Annotated in this window: 12 protein-coding genes; 2 read left to right on the forward strand and 10 right to left on the reverse strand. The window is 74.0% G+C overall.

The genetic code is table 11. The annotated features are described in order from the left end of the window. Positions 1–2 precede the first annotated feature (2 nt). From guaD to ACMCNN_RS17520, 9 genes are all read right to left on the reverse strand, one after another. Entirely contained in the window at positions 3–1,295 is a 1,293-nt protein-coding gene (guaD, locus tag ACMCNN_RS17480; RefSeq protein WP_412741565.1) for a guanine deaminase, read from the reverse strand. Continuing rightward, on the reverse strand, positions 1,292–2,131 hold the full coding sequence (gene xdhC, locus ACMCNN_RS17485) for a xanthine dehydrogenase accessory protein XdhC (protein ID WP_412741566.1): 840 nt from the start codon (positions 2,129–2,131) through the stop codon (positions 1,292–1,294). The genes guaD and xdhC overlap by 4 nt, the downstream gene beginning before the upstream one ends. Further along, positions 2,124–4,493, reverse strand: a complete 2,370-nt coding sequence (xdhB, locus tag ACMCNN_RS17490) for a xanthine dehydrogenase molybdopterin binding subunit (protein ID WP_412741567.1) — start codon at positions 4,491–4,493, stop codon at positions 2,124–2,126. Before xdhB ends, xdhC begins: the two co-directional genes overlap by 8 nt. Continuing rightward, positions 4,490–5,863 carry a xanthine dehydrogenase small subunit gene (locus ACMCNN_RS17495; protein ID WP_412741568.1) on the reverse strand — a complete coding sequence of 458 codons (1,374 nt, stop codon included), beginning with the start codon at positions 5,861–5,863 and terminating at the stop codon, positions 4,490–4,492. The genes xdhB and ACMCNN_RS17495 overlap by 4 nt, the downstream gene beginning before the upstream one ends. Before the next feature lie 203 nt (positions 5,864–6,066). Continuing rightward, positions 6,067–6,867 carry an isocitrate lyase/PEP mutase family protein gene (locus ACMCNN_RS17500; protein WP_412741569.1) on the reverse strand — a complete coding sequence of 267 codons (801 nt, stop codon included), beginning with the start codon at positions 6,865–6,867 and terminating at the stop codon, positions 6,067–6,069. A 38-nt stretch (positions 6,868–6,905) separates the two neighbouring features. Next, positions 6,906–7,511 (reverse strand): response regulator transcription factor, encoded by a 606-nt coding sequence (locus ACMCNN_RS17505; protein ID WP_412741570.1) that lies wholly within the window; start codon positions 7,509–7,511, stop codon positions 6,906–6,908. A gap of 4 nt (positions 7,512–7,515) precedes the next feature. Further along, positions 7,516–8,679: a sensor histidine kinase gene (locus ACMCNN_RS17510; protein WP_412741571.1), complete on the reverse strand. Its 1,164-nt coding sequence runs from the start codon at positions 8,677–8,679 to the stop codon at positions 7,516–7,518. A gap of 20 nt (positions 8,680–8,699) precedes the next feature. After that, positions 8,700–9,431, reverse strand: coding sequence for an ABC transporter permease (locus tag ACMCNN_RS17515; protein WP_412741572.1), 732 nt, complete (start codon positions 9,429–9,431; stop codon positions 8,700–8,702). Next, the gene (locus ACMCNN_RS17520) at positions 9,431–10,315 is read right to left on the reverse strand and encodes an ABC transporter ATP-binding protein (RefSeq protein ID WP_412741573.1); all 885 of its coding nucleotides are present in this window, start codon (positions 10,313–10,315) and stop codon (positions 9,431–9,433) included. Before ACMCNN_RS17520 ends, ACMCNN_RS17515 begins: the two co-directional genes overlap by 1 nt. A gap of 188 nt (positions 10,316–10,503) precedes the next feature. Between ACMCNN_RS17520 and ACMCNN_RS17525 the strand changes: the two genes are divergently transcribed. After that, positions 10,504–12,027, forward strand: coding sequence for an AMP-binding protein (locus ACMCNN_RS17525; protein WP_412741574.1), 1,524 nt, complete (start codon positions 10,504–10,506; stop codon positions 12,025–12,027). Positions 12,028–12,099: 72 nt separating this feature from the next. Here ACMCNN_RS17525 and ACMCNN_RS17530 read toward each other — a convergent pair whose 3' ends face one another. Then, positions 12,100–12,501 carry a hypothetical protein gene (locus ACMCNN_RS17530; RefSeq protein ID WP_412741575.1) on the reverse strand — a complete coding sequence of 134 codons (402 nt, stop codon included), beginning with the start codon at positions 12,499–12,501 and terminating at the stop codon, positions 12,100–12,102. Between the two features lie 206 nt (positions 12,502–12,707). Here ACMCNN_RS17530 and ACMCNN_RS17535 point away from each other — a divergent pair, with 206 nt between their 5' ends. Continuing rightward, entirely contained in the window at positions 12,708–14,309 is a 1,602-nt protein-coding gene (locus tag ACMCNN_RS17535; RefSeq protein WP_412741576.1) for a cytochrome P450, read from the forward strand. The last annotated feature ends 31 nt before the right edge of the window (positions 14,310–14,340 follow it).

Genomic DNA, 14,340 nt, shown 5'->3' on the forward strand with positions numbered 1-14,340 from the left:
GTTCAGCCCGCCGAGCCTTCCACGGGGACCCCGTCGATCCAGACCCGCGCCACCTCGTGCGGCGTGGCGAGCGTGAACACCTTCGCCAGGGCGTCCTCCGGTCCGTCCGCATGCCGCAAGCCGATGTCCAGGGGCGTGCCCGGGACGGGCCGCACCCAGACCGCGTCGAAGCGGCGGCCCACACTCAGGTCACCGACCTCGTCGCGCAGGCCGAGGGCCTCGGCCCCCGCCACGGTGGCCAGGTGCAGCAGGTGCGCCGGGCCGAGCAGCACGCTCTGCTCGTCCCGCAGGCGCTGCAACAGGTACGCCTGCAGCGCCTCCTTCAACAGCGAGAAGCCGGTGCCGGCGCCGACGTCGCAGCCCAACGCCACGGGCACCCCGAACGCGAGGTGACGGTTCAGCGGGAACAGCCCGCTGCCCAGCGCCGCGTTGCTGGTGGGGCAGTGCGCCACGCTGGACCCTGCCTGGGCCAGTCGCTTCAGCTCGGCGTCGGTGGGGTGCACGTTGTGGGCGAAGACGCTGCTGCGGCCCACCAGCCCGTGCCGGTCGTAGCAGTCGAGGTAGCTGCCGTCGCCGAACAGCTGCTGGACCGTACTGATCTCGATGGGGTTCTCGTTGAGGTGCGAGGTGAACCAGCTGCCCGGCACGTCGCGGTGCAGCTGCCCGCAGGCGGCCAGCAGCTCGTCCGTGCTGGACAGCGCGAAGCGCGGGGTCACCGCGTAGCGGCTGCGGCCCCGGCCGTGCCAGCGGTCCGCCAGTGCCCGCCCCTCGTCGTAGCCGCGCTGCGCCGTCGTGTGCAGCTCGGGGCGCAGCATCCGGTCGGCGACGACCAGCCCGCTGGTGATGCGCAGGCCGGGCCCGGCGGCCGCCGCGAACAGCTCGTCGACGGCGGCGGCGAAGTGCGAGCCGAAGACCAGCGCCGTGGTGGTGCCCGCGGCCAGCAGCGAGGTGACGAACTCGGCGGCGACCGCGCGGGCGTACGTCACCCCGGCGAGCCGGGACTCCTCCGGCAGCGCGCAGCGCTCCAGCCACTCCAGCAGCGGCATGCCGAGCGCGCCGATGATCCGTACCTGGGGGAAGTGGACGTGGGTGTCGACCAGGCCGGGCAGCAGCATGCCGTCGCCGAGCACGACCACCTCCGCGCCGGGGTGCCGGGAGCGCACCTGCGTGAACGGGCCCCGCTCGACGATCTGCCCGTGCGCGACGAGCAGTCCGGCGTCGGCGTCGTGGCGCAGCGCTCCCCCACGGAACGGGTCGTCGGGGGTGTCCAGGACCTGCGCGCGGTACAGGATCATCCGTCGGCGTCCGCGGGTAGCGGGGCCCCGGCCCGGTCGATGGTGCGCAGCAGGTCGGCGGCGACGCTGACGGCGATCGTGGCGGGTTCCTTGCCGTGGATGCCGGGGATGCCGATCGGCGTGGTGATCCGTTCGAGTGCCGTGGCGTCGTGGCCCTGCGCGGCGAGCCGGGTGCTGAACCGGGCCCATTTCGCGGCCGAGCCGATCAGCCCGATCGAGCCGAAGTCGCCGCCACGCAGCACCGCGTCGCAGAGCGCGAAGTCCTCGGCGTGATCGTGCGTCATGATCAGGATGTGGGTGCCGGCGGGCAGCTCACCCAGCACGATCTCGGGCAGTACGGCCAGCCGGTGCACGTAGATGTGGGCGAGCGCGTCGTCGAGCACGGCCAGCCGCTCGGCGGTGAGCTGCTCCGGGCGGGTGTCGACCAGGTGCAGGTCGAGGTCGTGCCGGGCCAGGATGCGGGCCAGTTCCAGACCCACGTGGCCGACGCCGAACACGGCCACCGCGGGCGGCGCGGGCAGCGGCTCCAGCAGGACGGTGACGGTGCCCCCGCAGCACTGCACCCCGTACTGGTAGGGGGCCTTGTCGGACAGCGCGATCGTGACCAGCTCGGGCGTCGCCGCGGCGTCGGCCAGCAGCGCGCGGGCCTTGTCGACGACCACCGCTTCGAGATTGCCGCCGCCGACCGACCCCCACGTACGGGCGGCGCCGACCACGAGTTTCGCGCCGGCCGCGCGGGGTGCGTGCCCGCGCACCGTCACCACGGTCGCCAGGACACCGGGCTCTCGGGTCTCGCGCAGCCGCGCGACCGCGGTGATCCAGCCGCGGTCAGCCATGGCGCACCGTCTCGCCGGCCGGTTCGGGCGCGGGGCGCAGGGTCTGCGGGACGGCGGCGACCGGTCCCGCCCCGGTGCGGGCCCGCTCGACCGCCCAGAACACCGCCTCCGGTGTGGCCGGTGAGGCCAGGTCGAGGCTGATGCCGTCGGGCCCGAACGCCGCCGCGGCCTGGCGCAGCGCCTCCCGGACACAGAACGCCAGCATGAGGGGCGGCTCACCGACCGCCTTGGAGCCGTGGACGACGCCGTCCTCGGTGGCGTCACTGAGCAGCGTGACGTGGAATTCCTCCGGCATGTCGAACAGGCTGGGCAGCTTGTAGGTGCTGGCACCCTGCGTACTCAGTCGTCCGCGAGCGGGGCCCGTGCCGGTGTCCCAGCGCAGGTCCTCCAGGGTGAGCCAGCCCGCGCCCTGCACGAAGCCGCCCTCGATCTGGCCGATGTCGATCAGCGGGGAGAGGCTGTCCCCGACGTCGTGCACGATGTCGACCCGCCGGATCCGGTACGCCCCGGTGAACCCGTCCACCTCGACCTCGGCCGCCGCCGCCCCGTACGCGAAGTATTTGAACGGCGAACCCCGCATCACCGACGCGTCCCAGTGCAGGCCCTCGGTGCGGTAGTAGCCCGCGGCGAACAGCTGCACCCGCTGGAAGTAGGCAGCGCGGACCAGCTCGTCCCACGCGATGCCGTCGGCGGCACCGGGCCGCCGGGCGACACCGTCGACGATGTGTACGTCGCCGCCGCCGAGCATCTCGGCGGCCACCGCGGTGAGCCGGTCGCGGATCTGCATGCAGGCGTGGCGGACCGCGCCGCCGTTGAGGTCGGCGCCGGAGCTGGCGGCGGTGGCCGAGGTGTTGGGCACCTTGTCGGTACGGGTCGGTGCCAGCCGCACCCGGCTCAACGGGATGCCCAACGTGGTCGCGGCGACCTGCAACATCTTCGTGTGCAGGCCCTGGCCCATCTCCGTGCCGCCGTGGTTGACCAGGACGGAGCCGTCCTTGTACACGTGCACGAGCGCACCGGCCTGGTTGAACGCGGTGAAGTTGAAGGAGATGCCGAACTTGACAGGGGTCAGCGCCAGAGCGCGCTTGGTGTGCGGGTGGGCGGCGTTGAACGCGGCGATGCGCTGCTGCCGCTCGGCGACCCCACCGCTGTCGAGGACCTGCTGCCACAGCCGGTCCAGCCGTTCCGCGTGGCGCACCGGCTGCCCGTACGGCGTGTCCTGGCCGGGCTGGTAGAAGTTGCGCCGCCGCAGCTCGATGGCGTCGATGCCGAGCAGCGGCGCACACCGGCCGAGGATGTCCTCGATGACCATCATCCCCTGCGGGCCGCCGAAGCCGCGGAACGCCGTACTGGACGTCTTGTGGGTACGCGCGATCCGCCCGGCCAGCCGCACATGCGGCAGCCAGTACGCGTTGTCGACGTGGCACAGCGCGCGGGCCAGCACCGGCTCGGACAGGTCCAGGCTCCAGCCGCCGTCGGAGGTCAACGTCGCGTCCAGCGCCCGCAGCCGACCGTCGGCGTCGAAGCCGACCCGCCAGTCGACGTGGAAGCCGTGGCGCTTGCCCGTCATGGTGAGATCCTGGGTACGGGTCAGGCGGATCAGCACCGGGCGGCCGGTGAGCGTGGCACCCAGCGCGGCGATCGCGGCGAAGCCGTGCGGCTGCATCTCCTTGCCGCCGAAGCCGCCACCCATCCGCAGGCACTGCACGGTGACCTCGTGGCTGGCGCGGCCCAGTACGTGCGCGACGATCTCCTGGGTCTCCGAGGGATGCTGGGTGCTGCTCTGCACGAATACCTGCCCGGCCTCGTCGACCAGCGCGAGCGCGCACTGCGTCTCCAGGTAGAAGTGCTCCTGCCCGGCGAACTCCAGCACGCCGCTGAACACGTGGGCGGCCTCGGCCAGCCCGGCCTCGACGTCGCCACGCACCACCCGGGGGGTGGCGCCCTGGAAGCTGCCGGCCCCGATCGCCTCGGCCAGGGTCACGCAGGACGGCAGCGCCTCGGCGTCGACCTCGACGGCGGCGGCGCCGAGCCGGGCCGCCTCGGGCGTCTCGGCGAGCACCCAGCACACGGCGTGGCCGAAGAACATCACCTCGTCGGGGAAGAGCGGCTCGTCGTGCTTGACCCCGGCGTCGTTGATGCCGGGTACGTCGGCGGCGGTCAGCACCCGGGCCACGCCGGGGACGGCCAGCGCGGGCGCGGTGCGCACGGCGGTGATCCGGGCGTGGGCGTGCGGCACCTGCACCGGGTGGGCGTACAGCAGGTCCCTGGTACGACCGGCGAGGTCCTCGGTGTAGAGCGCGGCGCCGGTGACGTGCAGGGTGGCGCTCTCATGCGGAATCGCGACGCCGACGGCGCTCATAGCGATACCTCGCCCTCGTTGTCGGCGTACAGCTTCCGCAGGCTCTGTTCGAGCATCGCGGCGCGGTAGGCGGCGCTGGCCCGGTGGTCGTCCAGCGGGGTGCCCTCGCCGCGCAGCACCTCCGCGGCGGCCCCCGCTGTCGCGGCGGACCACGGCTCGCCCTCCAGGGCGGCCTCGGTGGCGCGGGCCCGGATCGGGGTGGCCGCGACGCCGCCGAGCCCGATCCGCGCCCGGACCACCGTGCCGTCGACGACGTCCAGGGCGAACGCGGCGGCCACGCTGGAGATGTCGTCGAAGCGCCGCTTCGCGACCTTGTGGAAGGCCGCAAGGCCGGCGACCGGCAGCGGTACGCGCACCGCACGGATCAGCTCGCCGGGCTGCCGGACGCTGCGCCGGTAGCCGGTGAAGTAGTCGGCCAGCGGCACCTCGCGGTCGCCGTCGGCGCTCGCCAGGAGCACGGTGGCGTCCAGGGCCAGCAGCACCGGCGGGAGGTCGCCGATGGGTGACCCGGTGCCCAGGTTGCCGCCGATGGTGGCGCTGTTGCGGATGAGCCGGGAGGCGAACACCGGGAACAGCTGATCGAGCAGCGCCACCCGGCCGGCCAGGCGGCGTTCGATCTCGGTGAGGGTCAGCGCGGCGCCGATCTCGATGTGGCCGGGGCCGACGACGAGTTCCCGCAGCTCCGGCAGCCGGTCGATCGCGACGGACAGCGCGGCGCGCACGCCCCGCAGGTTGACCTCGACGCCCCAGTCCGTGGCGCCCGCGACCACGGTCGCGGCGGGGTGGTCCCGCAGCAGCGCGAGCGCGTCGGGCAACGTGGCGGGGCGCACGTACGCGCCGTCGTCGTGCCGCAGCCGGGTCGGCCGGGGCGGCGGGGCGGGCTCGTCCCGGCGGCGGGCCAGCGGGTCGCCGCCGGGCGCGGCACCGAGCGCGTACGCGGCGTCGCGGATCGGCCGGTACCCGGTGCACCGGCACAGGTTGCCGCTGAGCGCGTGCAGGTCGAACCCGTTCGGCCCGTGGTCGGGGTCCGGCGGGTCCGTCTCCCGGCCCGGGCGGTAGAACTCGGCGGCCATGCTGCACACGAAGCCCGGCGTGCAGTAGCCGCACTGGGAACCGCCGCGCACTGCCATCTCGTGCTGCACCGGGTGCAGGTGGCCGGGCTCGCCCAGCCCCTCGACGGTGACGACCTCCTGCCCGTCGAGCCCGGCGGCGGGCAGGAGACAGGCGTTGACGGCCACCCATTCGGTCGGCGTGTGCACCCCGGCGCGGGCGACGAGCACCGAGCAGGCGCCGCACTCCCCCTCGCCGCAGCCTTCCTTGCAGCCGGTCAGCCCGAGCCCGCGCAGCCACTCCAGGGCGGTCGTGTGCACGGGTATGTCACCGAGCGGAACATCCCGCCCGTTGACGTGAATCCTGGCTGCGACCATGTCCGGCTCCCGTCCGCCGCGCTGTACCCGGACCCCGCGGAGGGCCGGCACATGGTTGGCGGTGACGCTGAGGGCGGCTGGTTATCCATGCGAACAACACGCCCGAGCCGTCGCCCACTCTAGCGCTGCGGGTCCGCGCCGGGAAGCTACTCCGACCGGAAGGCCGAGTCGCGCATGGGACGGGACAGCGCCCGGTCGAGATAGCCGCTCGTGCCGCTGTCGCGCAGCTCGGTGGCGGCGTCCACGAGTGCGCCGTACGCCGCCCAGGCCAGGCTGCCGCCCGTCGACACCCGCCGTACGCCGGCGGAGGCGAGCTGGGCGACGCTCGGGCCGTGCCGCAGCGCCAGCACGTTGACCGCGGTGCCGATCTCCCGGACCACGCCGGTGATCTCGCCGAGGTCGGCCAGCCCGGGGGCGTACAGGCAGGCGGCGCCCGCGTCCCGGTACGCGGCCAGGCGGTCGATGGTGTCCCGCAGGTCGCCGATGCCGTACAGGTGGTTCTCGGCGCGGCCGGTGAGCACCATGCCGTGGCGGGCGCAGACCCCGGCGGCCGCGGCGATCCGCTCGGCCGCCACCCCGACCGGGTCGATGCGCCCGGTGACCGGGTCGTAGTCCTCGATCGACACACCGCTGGCGCCCGCCTCCGCGAGCATCCGTACGGTCTCGGCGACGCCCGCCGGATCCGCCGCGTACCCGCGCTCGGCGTCCACGGAGACCGGCACCGCGACCGCCGCGGTCAGCGTGGCGACGTGGGCCACCAGCTCGTCGCGGGTGACGCGCTGGTCGGCGCGGCCGAGCGAGGCGGCGAAGCCGGAACTCGTGGTGGCCAGGGCGGGGAAGCCCAGGTGTTCCAGCAGCCGCGCCGACGGCACGTCCCACGGGTTCGGCATGACGAACGTGCCCGCCTCATGCAACCGGCGGAACGCGGCGCGCGCGGTCTCGATCATGCCCGCCGATCCTACGCGGCTCGCCGATCCGCAGCGGATCAGAGCCAGCCGTTGGCGCGGGCACTGCGGGACGCCTCGATCCGGTTGCGGGTGCCGGTCTTGCCGATCGCGGCCGACAGGTAGTTGCGGACGGTGCTCTCGGACAGGTGCAGCCGGGCCGCGATGTCGGCGACCGTGGCACCGTCCACGGCCGCGGCGAGGACGTCCCGCTCGCGGTCGGTCAGCGGGTTGGGCCCGGCGGACAGGGCGGCCGCCGCCAGCGCCGGATCGATCACCCGTTCCCCGGACAGCACCCGCCGGACGGCCACCGCCAACTCCTCCACCGGGCCGTCCTTGACCATGAAGCCGGTCGCCCCGGCCTCCATGGCCCGCCGCAGGTAGCCGGGCCGGCCGAAGGTGGTCAGGATCAGCACCCGGCACGAGGGCAGCTGGTCGCGCAGCGCGGCCGCGGTGTCCAGGCCGTTGCCGTCCGGCATCTCGATGTCGAGCAGCGCCACGTCCGGCCTGACCCGCAGCGCCGCCGCCAGCGCGTCCGTCCCGGTGCCGACGTCGGCGACCACCTCGATGTCGGGTTCGAGGTTCAGCAGCAGGGCCAGCGCGCCGCGCATCATGCCCTGGTCCTCGGCCAGCAGCAGCCGGATCACGCGGTCACCACCCGGCCCGCGCGGCGGAGACCTGCGTGCCGGGGATCTGCGCGGTGAGCTGGAGGCCGCCGCCGGGCAGCGGGGCGACCTCCAGCGTGCCGCCCGCGCGGCCCAGCCGCTCGCGGAGACCGCGCAGGCCATTGCCCGGCTCCGGCCGCCCGCCCACGCCGTCGTCGCGGACGGTCAGCACCGAACCACAACCATCGGTACGGACCTCGATGTCGCACCGCGAGGCGCGGCTGTGCCGGAGCACATTGGTCACCCCTTCCCGCACCACCCAGCCGAACGCGTCGTCGGCCTCCACCCCCAACGGCTGGCCACTCTCCCGTACCGTGACGGCGATGCCGACGTCGGCCAGGGCCGTGCGCGCGCCCGCCAGCTCGCGGCCGAAGCTGTGGTCCCGGTATCCGGTCACCGCCTCCCGCACCTCGGCGAGCGCCGTACGGCCGATGCGCTCGATGTCGGCGGCCTCCGCCGTGGCGCGGGCCGGATCCAGCGGGGTCAGGCGGCGCACGACCTCCGCCTTCACCACGACCAGCGACAGCGTGTGTCCGAGCAGGTCGTGCAGGTCGCGGGCGAACCGCAGCCGTTCCTGCTCCACCGCGGTGCGCGCCAGCTCCCGCTGGGTCCGGCGCAGTTCGTCCACCAGGCGCGCCATCCGCGCGAACGCCACCGTCATCGCCCCCGCCAGCATCGTGAGCAGGGCCGACTGGGCGATGTCGTCGCCCGGGATCCGGTGGGTCCCCCCGATCACGACCACCGCTGCGGTGGCGCCACCGACCCACCCGAATCCCCAGCCGCCGCGGTTCACTCCCACCGCACCGGCTGTGGCGACGTACATCAGCAGGACCAGCCAGCCCTCCGGGCCGCCGGCATAGGCACCGGCGAGGGCGACGCCGAGCAGGGCGAGCAACCCCAGCCCGGCGTGGTACAGCACCGGCCGGACCGCCAGCCCGGCCACCGGCACCGCCACCAGGACGAGATAGAGCGCCGCGAAGACGGCCAGCCCGGCGGCGGCCAGCCCGGCCGGATGCACCAGGCCGTGGGCGATCGCCGCGGCCGGCGGCAGCAACAGCCAGAACCAGAACGCGTGCGCCGCCACCAGCAGCAGGCCGCGACGCTTCGTGCCCGGCCCGGCACCGGCCGCCGGCAGGCTGACATCGGACATGGCGGATACCGTAACGATCGCTAGCCGCGGGCGGTCGACCGACGGTACGCCAGCACCGCGACGGCCGCGAACGCCACGGTCCACGCGGTCAGCACACCCAGGCCGGCCGCTGTGGGGGCCATCCCGGCGACCGACCGCCAGCCGAGTTCGGCGAACCGGTACGTGGGCAGCGCGTGGGCGAGGTGCTGCAGCGCGGCCGGGAAGTACGTCACCGGCACGAGCAGTCCCCCGAGGACCGACAGGCCGAGGAACGCGACGAACGTGACCGGCTGGGCGAGGTGCGGGGTGAGCCCGTACCCGATGGCGAGGCCGAGCAGCGCGAACGGCACCGTGCCGAGCCACATCAACGCCAGCAGGGCGGCCCAGCGCGAAACGCTCAGCTCGACGTGGTGCTGGATCCGCCCCGCGACGCCCACCGCGGCCACGGCGGGCAGCGCGCTGAGCATGCTGACGACGGCCTTGGCCACCACCGCCCGCCCGCTGGGCAACGGGGTGACACGGAGCTGCCGGAGCCAGCCCGCCGCGCGTTCCTGCGCGACGGAGGCGCCGACGATGAGGACGGCCGCGACCGCGCCGTACCCGGCCAGGCCGACCATCAGCGCCGCGGCGTCGTCCAGGCCGTCGAACCGGTCACCGTCCGCCCCCATCGACGAGAACATCACGTACGTCGCGACCGGGCCCAGGACGGTGAACAGCATCAACCGTGGGTCCCGAGCGAGCCGCCGCAGTTCGAACCGCAGATACGCGTACATCAGTGCTCCGTTCCGGTGAGGGTGAGAAACGCGGCCTCCAGCGGCGCGGCGGTGACCTCCAGTGCCCGGAACCCGGTGGCGGCCAGCGCCCGTACGGTGGCGTCGGAGTCGTCGGTGGTCAGCGCGACCCGGTCGCCGCGCACGTCCACCGCCCGCACCCCCGGCAGCGACTCCAGTCCCGCCGCCGATCGGCCGGCCAGGTCGAAGGTCACGGTGCGGCCGCCGGCCAGGGCCCGGATCTGCGCGGGGGGCGCGTCGGCCACCGCCCGCCCCTCGGCGAGCACGACGACCCGGTCGGCGAACTGGTCCGCCTCGTCGAGGTGATGGGTGCTGAACAGGACGGTGCCGCCGTCGTCCGCATACGCGCGGATCGCCGCCCAGAACGCCTGCCGGGCGGCGACGTCCATGGCCGCGGTGGGTTCGTCGAGGACCAGCAGGTCGGGGTTGCCGGCCATCGCGAACGCGAACCGGGCCCGTTGCGCCTCGCCGCCGGACAGCCGGTCCAGCCGTCGGGTGGCCCGGCCGGTCAGCCCGGCCATCGCGAGGATCCGGTCGGCGGCCAGCGGCCGCGGGTAGAGCGCCCGGGCCAGTTCCACCACCTCCCGCACGGTGGCCTGGGGGACGAATCCGCCGTCCTGGAGCATCGCCCCGACCCGGCCCGCCCGGACCGCTGCGGCGGGCGGTCCGCCGAAGAGGGTGGCGGAGCCGTCGTCCGGCGGGGACAGGCCGAGCATGATCGAGATGGCGGTGGTCTTGCCCGCGCCGTTGGGCCCGAGCAGGGCGACCGTCGTGCCCCGGGTGACGGCCAGGTCGAGGCCGGCCAGGGCGCGGACGGCACCGAACCGCCGGTCGAGCCCACTGAGACGTACCACTGTGTCATCCATGACCACGACGCTATGCAGGCGCGGACGGCACCGGCAGAGCCGCGAATACGCGCCCCGCCGGGACAAATGTCCTGGCCCGCCCGACCGGCGCTCACCGGCGTCGAGTCCGCGGTGGCGGGATTCGGATGCCCTAACGTAGGGCGTAGCGCCGAATCACCAGGGGTGTCAGTGAGCGAAAGGACCGGCACGTGTTCTTCGATCTGGGCGTACGCGATTTCCTGGACCGCGCCGAACTGGTGTACGCCGACCGTGTCGCGGTCGTCGACGAGCCGCAGCAACCCGCTCCCTCCTGGGGATCGCTGACCTACCGGGACGTCGCCCGGCTGGCCCGGTCCCAGGCCGCCGGCCTGGACGCGCTGGGCGTACCGGTCGGCGGCCGGGTCGCGATCGTGTCGCACAACGCCGCCCGCATGCTGGTGTCGTTCTTCGGGGTCTCCGGCTGGGGCCGCGTCCTCGTTCCTGTCAACTTCCGGTTGTCGGCCCCCGAGGTGAAGTACATCGTGGAGCACTCGGGTGCCGAGGTCCTGCTCGTCGACCCCGAGCTGACGCACCTGTTGGACACGGTCACCGCGAAGCACGTCGTCACGCTCGGCGACGACGACGCGGTCTTCGGCAGCACCGACGACCCGGCGCCGTGGGCGGGCGACGAGTCGGCCACCGCGACGCTGAACTACACCTCCGGCACCACGGCACGGCCCAAGGGCGTCCAGCTGACGCACCGCAACCTGTGGCTCAACGCCGTCACGTTCGGCCTGCACATCACGCTGTCCGACTCCGACGTGCTGCTGCACACGCTGCCGATGTTCCACGCCAACGGCTGGGGCATGCCGTACGCGCTGACCGGCCTCGGTGGGCGGCACATCGTGCTGCGCAAGGTCGACGGCGCGGAGATCCTGCGCCGCATCGACCGGCACGGCGTCACCCTGCTGTGCGCGGCGCCCGCGGTGGTCACCGCCGTACTCGACGCCGCCGCGACGTGGGACGGGGAGATACCGGGCCGGGACCGCGTACGCATCGTGGTGGCCGGCGCCCCGCCGCCCACCCGGACCATCGAACGGATCCGGGCCGAACTGGGCTGGGAGTTCCTCCAGATCTACGGCCTGACCGAGACCTCGCCGCTGCTGACTGTCAACCGGATGCGCGCCGAGTGGGCCGACCTCGACCCGCACGAGCAGGCCCGCCTGCTCGGCCGGGCCGGCGCGCCCGCGCTCGGCACCCGGATCAGCATCGACGACGACGGCCAGGTGCTGGCCCGGTCCAACACCAACCTGGAGGGGTACTGGGACAACCCGGAGGAGACCGCGCGGGCGCAGGACGGGAACTGGTTCCACACCGGCGACGGCGGCACGCTCACCGACGGCTACCTGACGATCTCCGACCGGAAGAAGGACGTCATCATCACCGGCGGTGAGAACGTCTCCTCGATCGAGGTCGAGGACGCGCTCATCTCCCACCCGGCGATCCGGGAGGCCGCCGTGATCGGCATCCCCGACGACACGTGGGGTGAGCTGGTCACCGCGCTGGTGGTCACCGACGGCAGCCCGCTCACCGCCGAGGACGTCATCACCCACTGCCGGGATCACCTGGCCGGTTTCAAGTGCCCCAAGCGGGTGGAGTTCCTCGACGCGCTGCCGCGTACCGCCACCGGCAAGATCCAGAAGTTCAAGCTCCGCGAACCGTACTGGTCGGGTCACGAACGCAAGGTCAACTGACCGCCCACCGGGCGGGACGGCGACGGCGGGGTTTCGTCCCCGCCGTCGCCGCGTCCGGTCACCCGGGCCGGGCTACGCGGGAGCCTGTTCGCACGGGCCGGGAGCCGTGAAGTCCGTCGTGCTCATGTAGCTGCCGCCCGGATAGTCGGTCCACACGGCGATGTAGGACAGGCGGGCGCCGGGGCTGTCGCCGGGAATGCGCTGGATGGCGTGCGTGGTGGCGCCGCCCTGCGGCGCCGGGAGGCTGCTGAGGCGGGAGCCGGGCGGGGTCGACTCCACCACGATGAGCAGCGCGCTGGTGTCCGACTGGTTGGTGATCGCCCAGTCGACGACCCACTCGCCGGTGACGGTGTCGCACGCGCCGGAGACGGACGTGGCGAACGTCCTGGGTGCGGCAGCCAGGGCCGGCGCGGCGGGCACGGCCGCCAGGGCGCCGAGCGCGGCGGCCGCGGCGATGGTGATGCGGGATCTCATGGTGTCCCCTTCGGAGAAGGTGCGGGCGGCGGTGCCGCCGTCCACAGACGAGCAACGATGGGAATCTATGCGGCTTTTGTGGCGATGGTGCGTCGAAGGGGTGAACGCCTCGGCGTCGCGGGCCGGCCGAGAGAACCCTGCACCATCGATGCATTTACGTGTTTCCACTGATGCGCGCGCACGGGGCCGGTTGACACTCTCCACCCATGCCGACTGATCTTGACCGTCCGACAACGCTGCTGCTCATCGGTGGCACGCCCACCGAGCGGCTGTTCGTCGACGGCGTCGGCGCGGGCTGGCGGGTCGCCACGGTCCCGTTGCCCGCCCCGGAATCCACCCCGGACGCCCTCGCGGATCGGATCACCGACCTCCTCGCCCGGCCCGAAACCGCCGATCGGCTGGTCATCGCCGGTTCCGGAGCGATCGCGGCCGCCTGCCTGACCGTCGCGGACCGGCACCCGGAACGCGTGGCGGGCGTGATCGCGGTGGACTTCCCGGCCGCTGAGGCGGGCGGGTACTCCGAGGACGATCTCGCCTGCCCGGTACTGACGCTGCCGGAGGACAGCGGGGCAGCCGCCTGGTCCCGGCTGCGTCCCTTCCTGGCCGGGCTCGCGGACGAGCCGCACACCGGCGACACCTGCCCGGTGCGCCTGACCGCGCTGACCCCCACGATGCTCAACGAACCCGACATCATGGGACGGTTGCGTGCGGCCGGACCGGTCCACCGGCTGTCGCTGGCCGCACCGGCGGCGACGTGGGTGCTGACCGGGCACGACGTCACGACCACCACGCTGGCCGATCCGGCGCTGATCGGCGGCCCCGAGATGACCGCCGGCTTCCGGCTGGCGGCACCGGGTCCCGGCCCCGCCCACCGCGGCGAACAGGACCTGGTGACCGTCGACGGCGAGCTGCACGCCCTGCTGCGCCGGCTGGTCGCACAGCACCTCACCCCCCGGCGGGCCGAACTGCTGCGCCCGCGGATCCAGCGGGAGACGGACCGGCTGCTCGACGCGATCGACCCGGCGGCCGTCACCGACCTGATGACGGCGTTCGCCCGCCCGCTGCCGATCGTCGTGCTGTGCGAGCTGCTCGGCATACCGGAGGGCGACCGCGACTACATCGAGGACTGGCTGATCAGGCGGATGACCGCGATCCCGCCCGACCCGCACCCGGACGTCGACGCGTACCTGAGCGGGCTGATCGCCGCGAAGCGGGCCGCGCCCGCCGACGACCTCATCAGCGCGGTGATCCTCGCCGAGGGCGACGCGCTGGACGAGGCGGCGCTGGTCTCGGCGGCGCGGTGGCTGATGGTCGGCGGCCACCGCGCGCCCACCACGCTGCTCGGCAGCGGCGTCGCCGCCCTCCTGCAGGCGCCGGGGCAGTGGCAGCGGCTGGCGGCCGACCCGGAACTGGTCGCATCGGCCGTGGAGGAGCTGCTGCGCTTCATCACGCCGTTCCCGCTCGGGCTCGCCCGCCACGTCACCGCGCCGCTGGCCGTCGGCGACCGCACGATCCCGGCCGGGAGCCTGGTCGCGGCGTCGCTGGTGGCCGCCAACCACGACCCGTCGCGCCTGGACGATCCGGGAAGCCTGCGGATCGACAGGGATCCGAACCCGCACCTCGCGTTCGGTCACGGGCACCACTACTGCGTCGGCGCGGCCGTGGCCCGCGTGCAGGCCCGGGTCGCGTTCGGCACCCTCGCGCGGCGGTTCCCCCGGCTGCGGATCGCCGACGACGGCGCCGGACTGGACTACCGCCAGAACCGGGTCCGCTACCTGCTCGCCCTCCCCGTCGTGCTCGACCCCTGACCGGCGGACGAGACCGCACCGTCCGTCCGCC

The sequence above is a fragment of the Krasilnikovia sp. MM14-A1004 genome (assembly GCF_047159485.1).
GTDB lineage: Bacteria > Actinomycetota > Actinomycetes > Mycobacteriales > Micromonosporaceae > Actinoplanes.

What these genes read in the sequence shown, in the direction of transcription:
- guaD (WP_412741565.1), bottom strand. Translation starts at nt 1,295, where the DNA reads ATGATCCTGTACCGCGCGCAGGTCCTGGACACCCCCGACGACCCGTTC.
- xdhC (WP_412741566.1), bottom strand. Translation starts at nt 2,131, where the DNA reads ATGGCTGACCGCGGCTGGATCACCGCGGTCGCGCGGCTGCGCGAGACC.
- xdhB (WP_412741567.1), bottom strand. Translation starts at nt 4,493, where the DNA reads ATGAGCGCCGTCGGCGTCGCGATTCCGCATGAGAGCGCCACCCTGCAC.
- ACMCNN_RS17500 (WP_412741569.1), bottom strand. Translation starts at nt 6,867, where the DNA reads ATGATCGAGACCGCGCGCGCCGCGTTCCGCCGGTTGCATGAGGCGGGC.
- ACMCNN_RS17510 (WP_412741571.1), bottom strand. Translation starts at nt 8,679, where the DNA reads ATGTCCGATGTCAGCCTGCCGGCGGCCGGTGCCGGGCCGGGCACGAAG.
- ACMCNN_RS17515 (WP_412741572.1), bottom strand. Translation starts at nt 9,431, where the DNA reads ATGTACGCGTATCTGCGGTTCGAACTGCGGCGGCTCGCTCGGGACCCA.
- ACMCNN_RS17520 (WP_412741573.1), bottom strand. Translation starts at nt 10,315, where the DNA reads ATGGATGACACAGTGGTACGTCTCAGTGGGCTCGACCGGCGGTTCGGT.
- ACMCNN_RS17530 (WP_412741575.1), bottom strand. Translation starts at nt 12,501, where the DNA reads ATGAGATCCCGCATCACCATCGCCGCGGCCGCCGCGCTCGGCGCCCTG.
- ACMCNN_RS17535 (WP_412741576.1), top strand. Translation starts at nt 12,708, where the DNA reads ATGCCGACTGATCTTGACCGTCCGACAACGCTGCTGCTCATCGGTGGC.